This window comes from Metabacillus sp. Hm71, from assembly GCF_051842955.2.
Taxonomy (GTDB): domain Bacteria; phylum Bacillota; class Bacilli; order Bacillales; family Bacillaceae; genus Metabacillus.
Window position 1 is genome coordinate 938,747 of record NZ_CM200278.1, and the last position, 18,358, is coordinate 957,104.

Annotated in this window: 21 protein-coding genes; 12 read left to right on the top strand and 9 right to left on the bottom strand. The window is 37.5% G+C overall.

Annotated features, from left to right (window positions below):
- Window positions 1-98 precede the first annotated feature (98 nt).
- Together yhaM and ACSVDH_RS04720 are read left to right on the top strand one after the other, a co-directional pair.
- The gene (yhaM, locus tag ACSVDH_RS04715) at window positions 99-1,043 is read left to right on the top strand and encodes a 3'-5' exoribonuclease YhaM (protein WP_299091420.1); all 945 of its coding nucleotides are present in this window, start codon (window positions 99-101) and stop codon (window positions 1,041-1,043) included.
- Between the two features lie 103 nt (window positions 1,044-1,146).
- A complete protein-coding gene (locus ACSVDH_RS04720; RefSeq protein ID WP_299091418.1) occupies window positions 1,147-1,362 on the top strand; it encodes a sporulation YhaL family protein in 216 nt (71 codons plus the stop codon).
- Window positions 1,363-1,440: 78 nt separating this feature from the next.
- Here the strand turns inward: ACSVDH_RS04720 and ACSVDH_RS04725 are convergent, their stop codons facing one another.
- Window positions 1,441-2,322 (bottom strand): peptidylprolyl isomerase, encoded by an 882-nt coding sequence (locus tag ACSVDH_RS04725; RefSeq protein WP_439248637.1) that lies wholly within the window; start codon window positions 2,320-2,322, stop codon window positions 1,441-1,443.
- Window positions 2,323-2,626: 304 nt separating this feature from the next.
- Here ACSVDH_RS04725 and ACSVDH_RS04730 point away from each other — a divergent pair, with 304 nt between their 5' ends.
- Together ACSVDH_RS04730 and ACSVDH_RS04735 are read left to right on the top strand one after the other, a co-directional pair.
- Window positions 2,627-2,713: a YjcZ family sporulation protein gene (locus tag ACSVDH_RS04730; RefSeq protein ID WP_439249134.1), complete on the top strand. Its 87-nt coding sequence runs from the start codon at window positions 2,627-2,629 to the stop codon at window positions 2,711-2,713.
- 107 nt (window positions 2,714-2,820) lie between these two features.
- Window positions 2,821-2,904 (top strand): YjcZ family sporulation protein, encoded by an 84-nt coding sequence (locus tag ACSVDH_RS04735; protein ID WP_299091467.1) that lies wholly within the window; start codon window positions 2,821-2,823, stop codon window positions 2,902-2,904.
- Window positions 2,905-3,035: 131 nt separating this feature from the next.
- On the opposite strand, the gene ACSVDH_RS04740 is transcribed toward ACSVDH_RS04735, so the two are convergent.
- On the bottom strand, window positions 3,036-3,215 hold the full coding sequence (locus ACSVDH_RS04740; protein WP_046586239.1) for a hypothetical protein: 180 nt from the start codon (window positions 3,213-3,215) through the stop codon (window positions 3,036-3,038).
- Window positions 3,216-3,566: 351 nt separating this feature from the next.
- On the opposite strand from ACSVDH_RS04740, the gene ACSVDH_RS04745 reads away from it, so the two are divergent.
- Complete coding sequence (locus ACSVDH_RS04745; RefSeq protein ID WP_439248638.1) at window positions 3,567-3,896, top strand: DUF1878 family protein; 330 nt, start codon at window positions 3,567-3,569, stop codon at window positions 3,894-3,896.
- An 18-nt stretch (window positions 3,897-3,914) separates the two neighbouring features.
- Here the strand turns inward: ACSVDH_RS04745 and ACSVDH_RS04750 are convergent, their stop codons facing one another.
- Window positions 3,915-4,505, bottom strand: a complete 591-nt coding sequence (locus ACSVDH_RS04750; RefSeq protein ID WP_439248639.1) for an HTH-type transcriptional regulator Hpr — start codon at window positions 4,503-4,505, stop codon at window positions 3,915-3,917.
- A gap of 297 nt (window positions 4,506-4,802) precedes the next feature.
- Complete coding sequence (locus ACSVDH_RS04755; RefSeq protein ID WP_299091404.1) at window positions 4,803-5,159, bottom strand: YtxH domain-containing protein; 357 nt, start codon at window positions 5,157-5,159, stop codon at window positions 4,803-4,805.
- Between the two features lie 330 nt (window positions 5,160-5,489).
- Between ACSVDH_RS04755 and yhzF the strand changes: the two genes are divergently transcribed.
- Window positions 5,490-5,681 (top strand): membrane protein YhzF, encoded by a 192-nt coding sequence (gene yhzF / locus ACSVDH_RS04760; protein WP_299091402.1) that lies wholly within the window; start codon window positions 5,490-5,492, stop codon window positions 5,679-5,681.
- Window positions 5,682-5,771: 90 nt separating this feature from the next.
- Here the strand turns inward: yhzF and ACSVDH_RS04765 are convergent, their stop codons facing one another.
- From ACSVDH_RS04765 to ACSVDH_RS04775, 3 genes are all read right to left on the bottom strand, one after another.
- The gene (locus ACSVDH_RS04765) at window positions 5,772-6,296 is read right to left on the bottom strand and encodes a tryptophan transporter (protein ID WP_439248640.1); all 525 of its coding nucleotides are present in this window, start codon (window positions 6,294-6,296) and stop codon (window positions 5,772-5,774) included.
- 177 nt (window positions 6,297-6,473) lie between these two features.
- A complete protein-coding gene (gene serC, locus ACSVDH_RS04770; protein WP_439249135.1) occupies window positions 6,474-7,559 on the bottom strand; it encodes a 3-phosphoserine/phosphohydroxythreonine transaminase in 1,086 nt (361 codons plus the stop codon).
- 198 nt (window positions 7,560-7,757) lie between these two features.
- Window positions 7,758-8,180 (bottom strand): HIT family protein, encoded by a 423-nt coding sequence (locus ACSVDH_RS04775; RefSeq protein ID WP_439248641.1) that lies wholly within the window; start codon window positions 8,178-8,180, stop codon window positions 7,758-7,760.
- Between the two features lie 1,023 nt (window positions 8,181-9,203).
- Here ACSVDH_RS04775 and ACSVDH_RS04780 point away from each other — a divergent pair.
- From ACSVDH_RS04780 to ACSVDH_RS04790, 3 genes are read left to right on the top strand one after another with little or no spacing between them, the layout of a single operon-like run.
- Entirely contained in the window at window positions 9,204-9,950 is a 747-nt protein-coding gene (locus ACSVDH_RS04780) for an ABC transporter ATP-binding protein (RefSeq protein ID WP_439248642.1), read from the top strand.
- Complete coding sequence (locus ACSVDH_RS04785; protein WP_439248643.1) at window positions 9,937-11,163, top strand: ABC transporter permease; 1,227 nt, start codon at window positions 9,937-9,939, stop codon at window positions 11,161-11,163. The genes ACSVDH_RS04780 and ACSVDH_RS04785 overlap by 14 nt, the downstream gene beginning before the upstream one ends.
- 3 nt (window positions 11,164-11,166) lie before the next feature.
- Window positions 11,167-11,874 (top strand): EcsC family protein, encoded by a 708-nt coding sequence (locus tag ACSVDH_RS04790; protein WP_439248644.1) that lies wholly within the window; start codon window positions 11,167-11,169, stop codon window positions 11,872-11,874.
- 194 nt (window positions 11,875-12,068) lie between these two features.
- Here the strand turns inward: ACSVDH_RS04790 and ACSVDH_RS04795 are convergent, their stop codons facing one another.
- Window positions 12,069-12,683, bottom strand: coding sequence for a hypothetical protein (locus ACSVDH_RS04795; RefSeq protein ID WP_439248645.1), 615 nt, complete (start codon window positions 12,681-12,683; stop codon window positions 12,069-12,071).
- Between the two features lie 290 nt (window positions 12,684-12,973).
- Between ACSVDH_RS04795 and ACSVDH_RS04800 the strand changes: the two genes are divergently transcribed.
- On the top strand, window positions 12,974-14,473 hold the full coding sequence (locus ACSVDH_RS04800; RefSeq protein ID WP_439248646.1) for a flotillin family protein: 1,500 nt from the start codon (window positions 12,974-12,976) through the stop codon (window positions 14,471-14,473).
- 72 nt (window positions 14,474-14,545) lie between these two features.
- Here the strand turns inward: ACSVDH_RS04800 and ACSVDH_RS04805 are convergent, their stop codons facing one another.
- On the bottom strand, window positions 14,546-15,748 hold the full coding sequence (locus ACSVDH_RS04805) for a M20 family metallopeptidase (RefSeq protein WP_439248647.1): 1,203 nt from the start codon (window positions 15,746-15,748) through the stop codon (window positions 14,546-14,548).
- A gap of 156 nt (window positions 15,749-15,904) precedes the next feature.
- On the opposite strand from ACSVDH_RS04805, the gene ACSVDH_RS04810 reads away from it, so the two are divergent.
- Complete coding sequence (locus tag ACSVDH_RS04810) at window positions 15,905-16,549, top strand: phosphatase PAP2 family protein (RefSeq protein ID WP_439248648.1); 645 nt, start codon at window positions 15,905-15,907, stop codon at window positions 16,547-16,549.
- Window positions 16,550-16,856: 307 nt separating this feature from the next.
- Entirely contained in the window at window positions 16,857-18,308 is a 1,452-nt protein-coding gene (locus ACSVDH_RS04815) for a YfcC family protein (protein WP_439248649.1), read from the top strand.
- The last annotated feature ends 50 nt before the right edge of the window (window positions 18,309-18,358 follow it).

Consider the following 18,358-nt stretch of genomic DNA (forward strand, 5'->3'; position numbering starts at 1 on the left):
TATGTATTTTGGAAAAGGTAATTTGCTAACAATGGCAAAATGGCATTGATGAAATATACCTTAAACAGAAACTTTAAAAACTGAGAGGAGCTTTGATTATGGGGAAAGGAATACTCTATTATGATGTTGGGGAGCAAGTGGATGTACATCTGCTTATCAAGTCTTCAACAAAGGGGATTGCCAGCAATGGAAAGGCATTCTTAACACTAATTTTACAAGATACTTCAGGTGAAATAGAAGCAAAGCTTTGGGATGCTACTCCGGAAGATGAGGCTACCTATGCTCCCCAAAGCATTGTAAAAATCTATGGAGATATCCACCATTATCGCGGCCGAAATCAATTGAAAATTCGTAACATACGTCCAAAGAATGAGGATGAGACTGTTGATATCTCGGACTTTTTAGAAACGGCTCCAGTTCCAAAGGACGTGATGAACGATAAAATTACACAATATATTTTTGAAATGAAAAACCCCAAAATTCAACGGATAACAAGATATCTCTTGAAAAAGCATGGAGCAGCCTTTATGGAATATCCAGCTGCAACAAAAAATCATCATGAATTTGTCTCAGGCTTAGCATACCATGTTGTCTCAATGCTTGATTTAGCCAAATCAATTGCCACTTTATACCCAAGTCTTGATACCGACTTGCTTTATTCAGGTGTTATCCTGCATGACTTAGGGAAGGTAATTGAACTTTCAGGCCCAATCAGCACAACATATACGGTCGAAGGAAACCTATTAGGTCATATATCGATTATGGTAAATGAAATTGCCAAAGCTGCTGAGCATTTGCAAATTGAAGGAGAAGAAGTGGTTGTTCTTCAGCATCTAGTTTTAAGTCATCATGGCAAGGCAGAATGGGGAAGTCCAAAACCTCCAATGATTAAAGAGGCAGAAATTCTTCATTATATTGATAACCTTGATGCGAAAATGAACATGCTCGATCGTGCTCTTGAACGAGTGAAGCCAGGCGAATATACAGAGAGAGTGTTTGCCTTAGATAACCGCTCTTTTTACAAGCCAACCTTTCATAAATAAATGATCGATCCATCTATAGTAGGAATAACATTTGCTTTCCTTGCATAGTTTTTAGTAAAAGGGCTTGTCATATCATACACAAGTTATAAAAGGGGGAGCATACATGCTTTTATTACCGTGGTGGATATATGTATGTATTATCGGGATCCTTGTTAGTGGTTACATGGCGTTTAAAACCGCTCGGGAGGATAAACAGATTGATGATGAGTTTATCGAGAAGGAAGGCCAAGTATTTATTGACCGAATCGAACAAGAGCGCCAAAAGAAGCGGGAATTATTGGAACAACAACAGGTTCCAAATGACCAATCTGCGAGTTAAAAACTTTAATGCAAAAAAGAGGCTGGATTTCAGCCTCTTTTCTCTTTGTTACAACACCATGCTTTCGGTGGGTGTTTATTATTTTTCTTCTGAGTCAGCTTCTGTTTTTGTATCTGTTTCAGCTTCAGTTTCCTTAAATAAATCCTTAAAGTCGTCATCCTTTACTTCAACATTTGCATCCTTTATCGCTTTATCTAACGCAGATTGGACTGTGTCAGGCTGCTGGAGTTTTTGGTTACGTACATCCTCTGTTAAGGATTCCTTCATTTCATCAAATGGTTTTACTGTTTGGGTAACTTTAATAATATGATAACCGTAATCTGTTTTAATTGGTTCACTCACTTGGCCTTCTTTTAATTTAAAGGCTGCGTCTTCAAATTCTTTCACCATTTGACCTTTCCCGAACCAGCCTAAATCTCCGCCATTTTGCGCTGATCCTGGATCTGTTGAGTATTCTTTTGCTAGGTCTTCAAATTTTTCGCCTTTAGCAAGCTTATCCTTTACTTCTTTCGCCTTCGCTTCATCTTCTACCAAGATGTGGCTTGCTTTCACTTTACCTTCAAGCGTATCGTAGTATTCCTTTAAGTCCTCATCTGTCACTTTTACTTCAGCTTCGGCTGCTTTCTTTCTAAGCAAGTCGACTTTAAGAATTTGTTTAACAACATCTTCTCCTTGCATTTCAACCATGCTTGTAAATTGAGCACCTAATTGTGTTTTATATTTATCGAACTCTGCCTGAACTTCCTTATCGGAAACTTCATATTTTTCGCTTAACACCTTTTCATGAACAAGCTCTGTTAGAACATCTTCACCAAATCGTTCCTTCATCGCTCCGTAAAATTCTTCTTTTGTAATATTACCTGCTTTCGTCTCTACAACAGCCTCTGAATCTCCGTTATTGCAAGCGCTTAAAGCAAAGAGGCTTGTCGCTGCAGCTAGTGCAATTGCTACCTTTTTCATCCTTTGATACAACTCCTAGTCATGATATTTAGAAAGTATTACATTGGTAAAACGCCAAGTCTAAATGGCGAAAGACGCTGTTATTCTTATACTGCCCCAGAAATAAAAACGTTACATTCCAAGATAGTACAAGAAATACTATACCATAATGTGACAAAATCAAAAAGTTTTTTCAAGGTTATTCAACATTTTTAGACGTTTCTTTTTAGGGAATAAGATGAATTTTTAAAAAACTGGGCTAACGTCCAAACATATAGGACCATTTATCATAGGATATTTTGAAAAGATAAAGGAGGTAATTGATATGAGTAAAGGATATAATAACAACTTTGCATTGATTGTCGTATTGTTTATTTTGCTAATCATTATTGGGGCTTCTTATCTTTGTTAAAAGAGGACCGGAAACTGGATAATTTTTTTATAAATGCGGCAGATGCCTATTCGGTCATAGGCTTTTCAGCATAGGATACCGTAACTATATTGAAAGGGGGTGTCATAATGAGCGGAGGATACGCAAGCGGATTCGCTTTGATCGTTGTATTGTTCATTTTGTTAATCATTGTTGGTGCAGCATGGTTATAAGATGAGAAAATGGGGCTGTCTCAAACAAAAGAGGCAGCCTCTTTGTTTAATGTTAAAGACCAATTGATACAGCCCATCATTAATTATGAATTGAATTGCCATTTTAACTCATCTGTCCAGGTTATTAATTCCTAAGTAAACAAGATTTCTATGTATGAAGAAATTAACAAAATCGTAATAAGAACATTTATTGTTCTAAATACCTTTGTTTGGCGGTCTTCAGGAATCTCACGTACTAAGCATAAAGCATTTGTAAGCTTGTTTATATAAAACAAGATAAAGACTGCAAACAAAATGAAGAAAATTAACATTTGAGATCCCCCTTCCCTCACTATACATATTAGATTACCAAACTATTTATGAAAAAGATAGCTTTGAATCTTAGGAAAATGATGAAAATGTAAAAAAGTGACAAAAGCATCTGGTCGTTATGATCATTTTGAAGCTTAAGCTAGTAGATTTAGTACTTATCGTACTTAAACCGCTACGTCCTGGATGGGAAATCAAGATCCTATTAATCAAATAACATCATTTACCTTTCATTCTAACAGTATACGAAAAAAGTAAAAAAATCTGGTCGCGTTTGTCTTTTGTAGCTTTCTAAAAAACAGGAAATACTATACAATAAAGGTCAAGAATGGTGATTAGAAAGAAGGTACGGCATGGATTCATTAGAAAAACGTTTGGAGACGTTGGAATATTATCAAACGTTGTTGCTGCAAATGATTGAGCCCAATCGATTTCCTTTCTATCGTTTGGTTATGGAAAAAGGATTGACGAGGGATGAAATAGAAGAACTATATAAAATATGCGATGAACTCGCTTTTCTTCATGAGGAACAAAAAGCGCAAGGATTAGTGATCTTTACAGATCTCCTTACGCAGTTTGCAGGTCAGCTAAATGAAAAGCTTGAAATCGGTGAAACCATTCAAGCTATGGCAAAACAGGGCTTGTATCGCTCTTTAATGAAAGAATTTCTTGCCCTAATTTGAAGAATGCATGGAGTAACGTCAGCTCGAGGATAATAATTGCTCAGTCTTACGTTCTTTTTTTGTAAGGGTACCATTTTCCTCATAAAATGAATTCTCAATATTATTAAAGGAGCGTTCAAAAATCTCCATAAAATCATCTCCATAAATATTACGGATGATGCACATCATTTCAATCATTTCAGGAAACTTCCCATACAGATTTTGGAGGGGGAGAGCCCCTTTAAAAACAGAGTTCCTTTCTGGGCTAAAATCCTCTAAAAGCTGTGCAAGAACTTCCTCACCTTGTTTAGTAAGCTTAATATACGTATTTCGCTTATCATTAACTTTTTTGGAAAACTCTAAATAGCCTCTTTCCTCAAGCTTTTTTGAAAAATTAAATGCAGTAGATACATGCATTACTCCGAATTTAGCAATCTCTGAAATGGAAGCCCCATTTAAATGGTCAGCAATCCAAAGAATATGGTGCTCGTTGATATTCAGATCATAAGGCTTGATCCACTGCTGCCAATCTTTTTCGATTGTTTTCCATAATGCTTTACTAAGCTGCGCAACGCGTTGACTAAATAATAAGGCTTCTTTAATTGTATATTCCTTTTCATTATGCTTCATCACCGGTCACCCCTGTTCTTCCCTAAATGTATTATTCTCTATTATGCCAATAAAATAAAGATTAATAAAGATGTAAATTTACGAAATTTTTAAATATTTTCATAATTCCTTATATATCAAGACTTGACGGCATAAAAAAGTGTGTTAACAAATTTTGTCTAACACACTTTTTATTTGAAAACAAAAATATTTAGATGAACAAATGTTAATTTAAGCAAGGGAAAAACTTTATCAAATGACTAGGGAAAAGCGATTAAAATAAGTCTTTATGCGGATTTTGCAGCAGAGACTCTTGTCCTATGATTGTAACGTTTGTTCAAGCTGCTTTATTTTTTGTTCTACTTCTTCAATTTCTTTTTGCAGATCTTTTTTATGTGGTTCGATTTCTTTCTGAAATTGATTAATGGTTCTTTTTAGATCAGTGGAAACTTCTTTTATGACTTCAGAGCTTTCTTTAGCTGTTATGATCACTTGATTTTTTAAGGCAATGCTTTCGGACTTCAACTGGTTTAGTGTTTCCTCAAGCTTTTTACGGTTAAGGTTCAGCTGGCTGCGAAGCTCCTTTCCAGACGAAGGAGCCGCAAGTAACGTAGCAATTCCTCCAATAATGCCGCCAACAACGAAACCGCATAATAATGATTTGTTATTTGACATGTTCAGCACTCCAATCATTATTGGTATATGTAAATTTCTTCATCAGTAAAAAACATCCTTCTTACCAAAGTACCCAAATCTGTCTTCATTAAACATTATACATAGAATAATCGTATCTGGCATAGTTATTTATATAAGGCTTAAGTGGCTTGGTTGTTTAGGCAGGTTTATCATTGGACATGTTCTAAGGTCGGGAGCCAACGGGACAGGGGAGACCTAATCAGGCGCGAAACGCTGAGAAGGCTCCCGGAACACCCGCTAAAGATGAACTCCTGCAGCGGAAATCAACAAACTAGTTTAAAGAGCAAAAAAATTTAAAGGGGGATGAGTATGGCAGGTGTGATCTTTTTATTTTTTGTGATTAGTCTATTACTTTTTATTGGAGCTTTTCATTATTTTAAACTTCTCCAGCAATCAGCATCTTATCCACCTAAAAAAATTGTCAAACAAAAAATAACTGTTCTTGCTTCTGGAGGGGCAGTAGCATTGCTGATTGGTGTACTTTTGCTTTATTTTCAATAGATTTTTAAGGGTAGCTTATTGCTTTTGATGAAAGTCAAAAAACGGCGGGAAAAAGAAAACCCGATCATGGAATGGATCGGGTTACGATACTTAGACAGTAGTTGTTAAATTTGAGCGTTTAAAAATAGCTTGAATAATTGGCAGAATAATGACCATTGCTGCTCCATTAAATAATGTTGCTGGTAAAACAACTGTTAAGAACAGTGCGGTAAAGGCTGTACCCTCAGGTAAACCAGCTATAACAAGAGCAGATGACAAGAAAATAGTTCCTGAAACAATTGTTCCGATTACAGTTAGCACTGTAGCCGTTACTACTTTTTGGGCTATTTTCTTTACTGCTAACAATAAACCGAAGAACACAAATGCTGTAATGAATTTGTCTATGAGATTTGGAAGTTGACCGCCTGGAAACTGTGTTGTCAGGGCAGACAGAATTCCTGTCACAATCCCAAGTAATGTGACATTTTTTAAACTAGGAAATAAAAGGATTCCAATAAACATCATAATCAGCATCATATCCGGTTTCATCCCTTGGTAAAAGGGCGGGATCACCATATGAAGCACGGCCCCGATCGCAGCAAATAAAGAAAGGATAACTAACACTCTTGTATTCATTTCTCCACTCTCCTCTTCTAAACTATGAACTAATTTCTCCCCAATAGTGAACTGATTTCCTAATGCGAGAGATGTTAGTCATATTATAGCAATAAAGTGTCAGAACGTACAGAATTTTTCAGCAAGTGAAAAAAGGGCTGACTCTTTAGATGATGAGTCAGCCCGTTAAGAAGTAGATCATTGATGTTGATTTTTAAATTCAGTCATGAATTGAGCTAATGCGATACATGCTTCTTTAGGAACCGCGTTGTAAGTAGAAGCTCTGCAGCCGCCTACTGAACGATGGCCTGCAAGACCAATAAAGTTACGTTCCTTTGCTGCTTGAAGGAATTTCTTCGTTAACTCTTCGTTAGGCAGCGTGAAGGTAATATTCATTAAAGAACGGCTGTCTTCAGTAGCGTGTGCTTTATAAAACCCTTCGCTTTCGTCAATAGCGGCATAAATATAGCCCGCTTTTTCTTCGTTGATTTTTTGAATGCTTTTCACGCCGCCTTGCTCCTTAACCCACTCTAATACAAGTGACAGCATATAGATGGCGAAGGTTGGCGGTGTGTTATATAAAGAGTTATTTTTCGCATGTGTTGAATACTTTAAAATGGTAGGCACATTCGTACGTGCTGTTTCTAAAAAGTCTTTTTTCACAATAACAACTGTTACACCTGAAGGACCAAGATTTTTTTGTGCTCCAGCATAAATAAGTGAAAATTTCTCCACATCGATTTCTTTGCATAAAATATCACTGGACATATCAGCAATTAATGGGATTGGACTAGTTGGGTATTCCTTCCATTGAGTGCCGAAAATCGTGTTGTTAGATGTGATATGCAAATAAGCTCCATCTTCAATCTCATTTAAAGAATAGTCTTTAGGGATATGCGTATAATTCTCATCCTTGCTTGATGCTAAAATACGGGTTTCTCCTAAAAGCTGTGCTTCTTTTAGTGCTTTTTCAGACCATGCCCCAGACATAATAAAATGAGCTGTTTTGTTTTCGTGAAGGAAATTCATTGGAATCATTGAAAACTGCAGGCTTGCCCCGCCTTGTAAAAATAGGACTTCATATGTGTCGGGAATACCTAAAAGCTCCCTAAGTAAAGCATTTGCTCGGTTGTGTACTTCCTCATAATCCTTACTGCGATGGCTAAGCTCCATTACAGACATTCCTGTATTTTGGAAATTAACTAATTCTTTTTGTGCCCGTTCAAGCACAGGTAATGGAATCGCCGCTGGTCCTGCATTGAAATTATAAGCTCTCAACTGTATTGCCTCCTTGGTTTGTACGTTGAATAATACTCATATCCTAACATGAAAATTGCCGGAAATATAGACTGAATATTTTCATCTTTGTGAATGTTGATAAGGAAAGCGTTATCAATATTAAAGAGTAATGAATGAGAGGTTAGGCACTTAATAAAACATGTTTTTTAACGGTATAAAAAGGGTCTAAACAGACAGACCCTTTTAAGAAATACCTTCGTTAATCGTTGTTGCAATTTCTTGTAGCTGTTCAGGTGTATATTGGTCAGCATGGCTTTTCCAAACAGCCCCGAACCCGTCTCCTTGACCATATCTAGGAATGATGTGCATATGATAGTGGAAAACGGATTGTCCGGCTTTTTCGCCATTATTATTTAATAAATTCAATCCTATAGGCTCGAAGTGTTTTTTAATTGAATTGGCAATTTGCGGAACAACCTCAAACAGCTTGCTTGCAATTTCAGGCGTCATTTCATAAATATTTTCTTTATGTACTTTTGGAATAACAAGGGTATGTCCTTTTGTTACTTGACTAATATCAAGAAATGCATACACATGCTCGTTTTCAAATACTTTTGCGCTCGGAATCTCACCGTTGATGATTTTGCAAAAAATACAATCACTCATGTTCTCACACACCTTTATTTTAAATTTTTTAGTAAAACATTTTTCAACATCTTTTTTAGAGCTATTATGTTATGTTTTATGGATAATCGTATTTTATCACAATTTTTAGGGGAAAAGAAAAAAGAACAAGGTGAACGATGCTCACCCTGTTCCAGAAGAAGGGAAAGGTTACTCAAAATTCGGGATATTGTCTTTGACAAACACCTCATTTAACATTTTAATAAATGCTATCTGATGTGAAAATCACCATTGTCCAAAACGACCATCTCCTTGTTAAGTGATTATCCTTCTTAACAGATTGAGAAAATGTCTTTGACAAACACCTCGTTTACAAAATGATTATATGCGAGCGTTTAATTCAGAGAATTGCGGCCCGTAGACACCTCATTTCGTAAGGTTGTTCTTCAATGGTTAAACAATTTTGCTTCTTTTATAAGAAGTTTGCTTTGACAAACACCTCATTTAACATTTTAGTAAATGCTATCTGATGTGAAAATCACCATTGTTCAAAGCGATCATCCCCTTGTTAAGTGTTAAATCAATCTTAACAATCAAAGATATTGTCTTTGACAAACACCTCATTTACAAAATGATTATATGCGAGCGTTTAATTCAGAGAATTGCGGCCCGTAGACACCTCATTTCGTAAGTGTTTTACATCAATGGTTAAGCAAAGAATTCCCTAGCTCTTTGAGAAAAATAGTTGTCTGGAACAAACACCTCATTTTTTTGGGTTTTGTTTGACAAGCTATCCCTTCCTCATTGATTATGATGTCCTGTTCGTGCTTCATTATGCGAAAAAGTTTGCTTCATTAGGAGAAGTGTTTTTGATTGGATAGTATAAAATTTGTACTTAGTCTTGGTGTCTAGCTCCAGCGCCTAGCCCCTCTAGGGTCTAGCCACTCATGAATTGAAGGCAAAGACCGCCTTCTATTCTAAATCGTCTTATTTGCCCTAGGCTGAGCAAGGCGCTTACGCATTTCTTATGATAAGATAAAAAGAAAAAAGGAGAACAACTAAAAAATGGTGTTGTTAAAAGTAGATCAGTTAACTGGAGGGTATACGCGAAACCCTGTCTTGAAGGATATTTCGTTTGAGGTAGATAAAGGTCAAATAGTTGGTCTTATTGGCTTAAATGGTGCAGGAAAAAGCACAACCATTAAACATATTATTGGATTGATGGAGGCACATAAGGGCAGCATTTCAATAAATGCAAAAACATTTGCTGACGATGCAGCGGCCTATCGCTCACAATTCAGCTTTATACCTGAAACACCGATCTTATATGATGAATTAACTTTATATGAGCACTTGGAATTAACGGCAATGGCCTATGGTCTTGATCAGTCTACATTTGAAAAACGCCTTCATCCGCTTTTAAAGGAATTTAGGATGGAGAAACGACTGAAATGGTTTCCTGCTCACTTTTCAAAGGGTATGAAGCAAAAGGTCATGATCATGTGCGCGTTTTTAATTGAGCCGGCACTGTACATTATTGACGAGCCGTTTGTCGGATTAGATCCGTTAGCGATCAATTCTCTTTTGGAAATGATGGAAAAGGCTAAACAGCAAGGTTCAGGAATCTTAATGTCTACACATATACTTGCTACTGCGGAGAGGTATTGCGACTCTTTTATTATTTTACATAATGGCGAAATCCGTGCCAAAGGAACGTTAATGCAGCTAAGGGAACAGTTTGGCATGAGAGATGCTACACTTGATGATCTTTATATTCAGCTGACAAAGGAAGATCAAGATGAAGAGCATTGATGAAATTTGGAAATCAAGGGTTAATCATCATATAAATGAAACAAGGGCATATTTGAAATACATGTTAAATGACCATCTTTTATTTGTGGTTATTTTCTTAGCAGCGGGCGGGGCTGTCACCTATCAAAAATGGCTTGAGACTTTGTCTCCTGATTTTCCAGCTGTTCTGATCATGGCGACCGTTTTTTCGTTGGTTTTGCTTCGTTCCCATGTCCGCACTTTGTTAAAAGAGGCTGACATCGTGTTCCTGCTTCCTATGGAGCATAAGCTTAAAGGTTACTTTCAAAAGGCTTTTACCTATAGTTTAGTAACACAGAGCTTTCTAATAATTGTGGTCATGATTTTATTTGCTCCATTGTATTTTAAAGCAACGACCGCAAATGGAAATAGCCTCATCATAAGTTTGATCTTGCTGCTTGGCGTGAAGGTGTGGAATTTGCGGATAAGCTGGAAAATGGGATACTTAACGGAAGCATCTGCAAAATGGAGCGATCTCGCTGTTAGATTTGTCATGAACGGTTGTATGATCTTTTTTATCCTTTCCGGACAGTATCTTTTTGTGCTGGTGATTTTTCTCATTATGGTGGGCTATGATGCTTATTTTTCCAAGCTTGTTAAATCGAAAGCCATTAAATGGGATCAGCTGATCAAGATGGAAGAGGAAAGGAAACAGTCCTTTTATAAGCTGGCCAACTTATTTACCGATGTCCCTAAATTGAAAAAACAAGCGAAACGCCGTAAGTATCTTGATTTGTTCTTAAAGCAAGTATCATACCATCAAGATCATGTTTATGAATATTTATTTGGTAGAGCATTTTTACGATCTGGGGATTATTTTGGGATCGTGGTGAGACTTACCATAATCGGCAGTGTGATTTTAGCGGTTATTAATCAACAGCTAATTGGGAATGTGATCATCGTGGTCATTTTTTCATTCTTAACGGGGATACAGATAATGAGTTTATTTAAGCATTTTGATTTATTGGAGCTGCCTAATCTTTATCCGATTGCGGAAAGAAAAAAGTTAAAAAGCTTTTTAAAAATTATTTTTAGCGTGCTTATTGTTCAAGCAATTATCTACTCTGTAGTAACACTGATAACATCAACAGCTTTCATTTTTGTCATCACTTTAGCTGTAAATGTGGTGTTTGCTAGTCTGTTTACATATATGTATATGGGAACGAGGTTAAAGAAGAGTGAAAAGGGTGCATAACAGATGACCTATGAAACGCAGATGGCAGAAGAGGCAAGACTTTGGAAGCAAAGGCAGTTGCGAAGACCTTCTTTTTTAGAAAGATCCTCTAAAAAAGCGCAGACGAAAATGAATCAATTGATTCCAGAAAAGGTACATACAACTATTACAGAAAGTATTAAAAAAATGGTTCAAGCCACACTTGTAGGTTCAAATGTTACCACATTTCCGAAAAGAATTGAAAACCTTACGTTTGAGGAACGTGAACAGCTTGTCGAAAAAACGATAGGTACATTTAAGAAGACAGCTGCCATTGAAGGTGCCTCAACCGGTGCCGGAGGAATTTTATTAGGGCTTGCCGACTTCCCTTTGTTCCTAAGTATCAAGATGAAGTTTTTATTTGAAGTGGCCAGCATTTATGGATACAGCACGAAGGAATATGAGGAAAGGCTATTTCTTTTATATGTTTTTCAGCTGGCATTTTCAAGTGAGACACATAAAGAAGAAACTCTTGAAAAGATCGAACATTGGGATACACTAAAAAACGAAGTGAAGGATTTGGACTGGCGGGTGTTTCAGCAGGAATATCGAGATTATATTGATGTTGTCAAGTTAATGCAGATTCTTCCAGGCATTGGTGCTGTTGTAGGGGGAGTGGCTAATTATCACCTTGTTCAACAGCTTGGTGAATGTGCCATGAATTGCTATCGGTTGCGGATCTTTTCGAATTAATGAGTATTTGGGAGAAATTAAATGAAGCAGTGATTTTTGCATTTTGTGTAAAAATCACTGCTTCTATAGGACAAAATAAGGTAAGAGAAACGAGGAAAAGTCCCGTAGCAGGCTGCGAAAGGGACAAAACACGATAAGATAGACAAAAAACAGTCGATAGAATGGCCACACAAAAGGACAATTCCCGGTATTTATCACTTGGTCCAGTTTCTAAACTGGTCATATTCTTGTTTTATATAATGAAAGATTTTTTCATTGCCGCCATGGTCTGGATGAGCTATTTTTAATAATTCTTTAAATGCTGTAAATATCTCCTTTTCATCTGCTTTTTTTGAAAGGCTCAATTTTTGGCGAAAATCACTCAACATTGAGGTGGAATGAGTAGCATCCCCATCTTTTTCCCCGTTATGGAACTTTTCTTTTAATGCAATCAACTCATCCCGTAATTCAATATTTTCTTTTAATAAATTGATTGTTTCCTTTTTTAAATGATTCCTTTCAATTTGCAATAAGCCAATTTCATTATATAGCTTATCTCTTTGCTGGATGAGTATCCTTGTTGAACTTGCATGTAATTCCTCTATGCCCTTAATTTCCTCATCCTTTGCTTTTATTTTTATTTTTAATTGGCGAATGACCTCGTCCTTATCCAGCTTAGTTTGCTCCTTCATAAAACGCATTAAGGCCTTATCATCTACCGTGAATCCAGTTGCTTTTATTCTGCCCTCACGGAGCCACCGCTTAAAGGTTTCAATATTATCCGTTATCCCAGCTTCCTTTAACAAGGTAAATGCTTGATCCGTGTTCAATGGATTTCTCCTTTCCTCAGGTAGTAGCTATGTATAGCAGTCTAAACCCCTATTATATATATAAGGATGAAAGTCTGTTTTTTTGCGCTTTCTTTTAAGATTTAACATGTGGAAGAAGGAGTTAGGTAGAAATTTCCCAATTTTGAAACCTTTCCCTTTTCGATTCGTATAACAATATATATTGATCAATATGCAAGATTAACCAACCTCGTACAGGGAAAAGTTCAATTTCCATGCATTAATAGATGCATGGGTTATATAGATATATATAATGAAGGGGGAAGCTTAAGATGTTAGATGCGATAGGAGTACTTATGTTTTTAATTCCCATATTGATTGTTGCTGCACTTGCAGGAGTTGGCTATTTCTTTTGGATAAAATATCGCTACCGTACAGCAAAGTCCAACCAAGCTTTAATTATTACAGGACCAAGATTAGGAGATCCTGAGAAGGAAACGAATATATTTACCGATCAAGAAGGCCGCTCGATGAAAATCATTCGTGGCGGCGGGTATCGCCTTAGACGTTTTCAGACATCTACACCTGTTAATTTGACTTCGTTTCAATTAAAGCTATCCACACCAAGAGTTTACACAAATGGCGGTGTCCCAATAGTTGCAGATGCGGTCGCAATGGTAAAGGTTGCTGATACGTTAAACGGTATCGCAAACTATGCAGAGCAGTTTTTAGGCAAGGAGCAATCAGAGATTGAAGCGGAAATTATTGAGGTCCTCGGAAGTAATTTGCGTGCGATTCTTTCAAAGATGACAGTTGAAGATATTAACAGCAACCGGGAAAAATTTAATCAGGATGTATCCGAGGTAGCGCAAAAGCAGCTTGACTTAATGGGCTTTAAGATAACCTCATTAGGACTAACAGACTTACGTGATGCAGATGAAGAGAATGGCTATTTGGAAAATCTGGGCAGACCGCGTATTGCTGAGGTTCGTAAACTGGCGGAAATCGCTGAGGCTAACAGTGAGCGAGAAACTCGTATTCACCGTGCACAAACCGATCAAGAGGCGAAAGAGGAAGAATACAAACGCCAAATTGCAATCGCGGAATCGAAAAAAGAAAAGGATATTAAGGATGCCGCGTTTAAAGAAGAAACAGAACGTGCCCGGGCAAAATCAGAGCAATCCTATGAATTGGAAAAGGCAAAATTAGCAAAAGAAGTAAAAGAAGAAGAATTAACGCTAAAATTTTTAGAGCGTGAACGTGCAGTTAAGCTTGAGGAAGAAGAAAGCAAGGTTCGAAAAACAAAAGCGGATGCCGAATACTATGAAACAACTCGTAAAGCAGAAGCAGAAGCCCGAAAAGCGGAAATTGCCGGTGAAGCAAAAGCAAAAATCCGCAGGGAGGAGGGTTCTGCTGAAGCAGATGTAATCCGTGAACGAGGGAAAGCCGAAGCTGAAGCAAGAAAGCTATTAGCTGAAGCGATGGAAAAGCATGGCGAGGTGATTATCACCGAAAAATTAATCGAAATGCTACCAGTTTTTGCAGAAAAGATTGCCCAGCCGCTTAACAATATTGAATCTGTTAAAATTATTGATTCAGGCAATGGCCAGGGGGTGCCTTCCTTTGGCAAAAGTATTACGAGAACAATGGTAGATATGCAGGAGCCGTTAAAGGAAATGACTGGTATTGATGTAGCGGAGTTAATCAAATCTTATGCATCAAGGTCAAATGGGACAGTGAATCATGGCACTGATACAGTTCCTCATGTAAATAGGTTAGATCATGGCAGTGGTAAGGCATTATCTATTGAAAATAATCAACAGAATATATGAAACCGTTAATCTTCTAGATTATTAAACTCTTAGGCGCTTCCTTAATGGAAAGCGCCTTTAGTCTGAACCTTTCTAAATTGAAATTGGCTGATCACTCACCGAATCAAGCTGATACTGAATCGCCGCCTTACATAATGTTTTAGCGGCAATAAGAAGCGCCTTTTCATCAATATCGAATTTAGGATGGTGATGTGGATAAGCTGCTTCCTTTTTAGCCGGCATGGCTCCAGTGAAAAAGAATGTTCCCTTCACATGCTGCAGATAATAGGCAAAATCTTCACCGCCCATTTGCAGCGGGCTTTCTTCTACCTCATAAACACCTGGGACCTTTTCGGCTATGTTTTTAAGAAATTCGGTTTCAGCTTGATGGTTTACAACAGCTGGGTAGCCTCGATAATACAGATAATCATATGCTGCTCCATTCATAAGACACGTACCTTTAACCACCTGCTCTATCTCTTGTTCGAGTTGTTTTCTTACCTCTTCCTCAAATGAACGTGCTGTTCCGATTAGTTTGGCAGAGTTGGCAATGATATTAAAGGCATTTTCAGCTACAAATGAACCAACGGTCACAACTGCGGAATGAGTAGGATCTATTTTGCGGCTGACAATTTGCTGCAGGCTGGTGACGATTTGGGAGCCGATCAGGATGGCATCTTTTGTTTTATGTGGCTGCGCTCCATGACCGCCTTTCCCATGGACCGTGATTTCAAATCGATCAGCTGCAGCCATGATCGGTCCCACCCGGTACTGGATTTTTCCAACAGGCTCAGTTGCCCAAAGATGTGTCCCAAAAATTACATCAACATCTTCCAAGCAGCCATCTTCGATCATCGAAAGTGCTCCACCTGGCGCATATTCCTCTGCATGCTGATGGATCAGAATAATCTTTCCGTTTATTAGATGTCTGTTGTTGTGAAGCACCATTGCTAAGACAAGCAATGTAGCGGTATGGCCGTCATGACCACATGCATGCATGACCCCAGGAACCGTAGATTTATAGTCAACATCTTTTTCATCTTGTATCGGAAGGGCATCAAAGTCTGCTCGTAATGCAACGGTGGGACCCGGCAAATCTCCTTTGATGGTTGCCACAACACCGTTTCCGCCTACATTGGATCTAACGGGGATACCAAGCTTTTTATAGTAATTCTCAATATAGCTGGCTGTATTTACTTCCTGAAAGGAGAGCTCTGGATGCATATGTAAAAACCGGCGAATCTCTACCATTTCTGAATAATGGGCATCTAATGATGACCATAACTGATCTAGCATAATTCCTCCTCCTCAAAGATAAAAATTGTTAACAGCTTTATAAAAACATATATCTCGATATCAAAATGTATTAGAATAAGTAAGGAATTTATATTAGCTTGATTGTAGTTAAAAAATTTAAAAAATTCAAGAATTTAATTCGACTGGAGGATAATGGTGAAAAAATTATATGTAGTATTATTGTTGTTATTTGCCTTATTTGGACTTATCTTAGTTATTAAAACCAATGCTATCAACAGGTTCGACACAATGATTGGAAAGGGGCTATACAGTATTCATGATCAGCCTTTCTTTGTTCTTATAAATTGGGTTGGAAAGCTGGGATCAACAGCAGGTATTATTTCCGTCCTATTTCTAGCCATGCTTCTTTTTCTAATACTTAAAAAAAGTATACTTGCACCATTGCTTTTGTTTTTATCTGTCCTTCTTGGGAATATTGGAAACAAGCTATTAAAGGCGATAATCGGGAGGGAACGTCCGTCTTTTGTCCTGCATATGGAGGATGGCTTTACTTTTCCAAGCGGCCATGTTATGGTGGGACTGATATTATATGGAATGATTGCTTATTACTTGGTTAAATTCAGCAGACATGAGACAACAAGGCAGCCGATTATTATAGGTGCATCACTTCTGCTTCTGTTAATAGGATTTAGCAGGTTAATTGAGGGAGAGCATTTTTTCACCGATGTGATTGGCGGGGTTATAACAGGGGGATTAATGTTAATCGGATTCATTTCAATCGATAAATTCGTACATAGCAAGCTAGAAAGGAGAAAAATCAATCAAGATGCTGCTATGTAAATATGAATGAGGATAGAGTTTTGACACTAAACTTCAGTACTTGGACCATTAAGGTCGAGGTGCTGAAGTTTTTTTATTCCTTTTTTTTAAAGAATAAAGCTCTATTGAATGTGAGGTTTATTAACATTGAAGTGAATGTTTTTATATAATTCCTTATTCATTTAGTTAAATTGTACAAGGAATTGTATGAAATTTCACAAATCTTCTAATGAAACTTATAAATTGATCGGTTAAACTAGTCATAAATTGAATGTTATGTTTATTAACATTACATGATAGTTATTATAACAAAAAAGGGGGAGTAAGAATGACGTTAGAGAAAGTGGAGAAGGCTGCTTTGGATATTCCAATGGAATCCAATAAAGTTAAAAAGAGATTCACACTGCCGCATATTTACGTTCTTTTATTTTTGTTTATTACTCTTGCAGCTATCGCTACTTATTTCGTTCCTGCTGGAGTATATGAAAGAATACCTGGTCCTGAGGGGAGGACAACAATTGATCCTGATTCATTTCAATGGGTTGAACGGTCACCTGTTGGATTGACTGAATTTATGACAGTTATACCGAGGGGCTTGGTTGCTGCTGGCGAGGTTGTGTTTTTTACATTTATTATTGGCGGTATCTTTGCGGTTATTCGAAATACAGGGCTTATTGAAATAGGAGTTGACAGATTAACAAGAAAGTTTTCAACCAGAAGTATTACACTAATTCCCGTGCTTATGGTTGTGTTTGCCACTGTCTGCAGTTTGATCGGTACACAGGAATTAAGTCTGGTGTATGTTCCGGTTATCTTACCGTTGATGATTGCTATGGGCTATGATTCAATGGTTGCTGCTGCGGTAGCTTTAGTTGCAACTACTGCAGGATTTATGACTGGGTTTCTTAATCCAATAAATACAGGCTTGGGACAAAAGATTTCAGGTCTTCCCGTGTTTTCGGGAATAGAGATGAGATTCATCGCTTTCGTTGTATTTGTATTGGTCGGAATCTTTTATATTGTCCGTTACGCTCAAAAGATAAAAAGAAATCCAAAGTCAAGTCTGGTATATGAGGAAGATGTAAGTAAGAGAACCGTTTATTTAAATAAATCGGAAGGAAATAAACCAGGTGCAACAATGCGTCAAAAAGTTGCATTCCTTGTCCTTTTTGGGTTTTTTGTTTTACTCGTTTATGGAGTATTAGCAAAAGGATGGTTTATGCTAGAGATGGCTGGACTGTTCATTTTGATGGGAATCGTCGTTGGAATAATTTCCGGATTAAGCCTAACGAATATTTGTGAAGGATTTAATGAAGGCTTCCGCGAGGTGTTGGTTGGGGCCATTATTATTGGCGTAGCCAGAGCGGTTGCAGTCGTATTGGAAGATGGCCAGGTGATGGATACGATTGTGAATAGCTTAGGTGCAGCTGTTGGTGAATTTCCAGCTATTTTTAGCGCAATTGGAATGTTCTTTGTCCAAATGCTGTTTAGCTTCTTAGTTCCTTCTGGAAGCGGGCAAGCCCTGGTGACAATGCCAATTTTAGCGCCGCTTTCGGATTTAATTGGCGTAACAAGGCAGACGGCTGTATTAGCCTATCAATTTGGTGATGGTCTGGGAAATATATTATTCCCAACTTCCGGATACTTTTTGGCAACTTTGGCACTTGCTGGTGTTCCTTGGCAAAAATGGGTCCGTTTCTACATGCCGTTGTTTTTAATCTGGCTTGTGCTGGCCATTGTATTTCTTATTATTGCACAATTGATACAGTGGCACGGGTAAATTCAGTAGAATAAAGATTTTACAATTTAACACCTTTATTCATTTAAAGG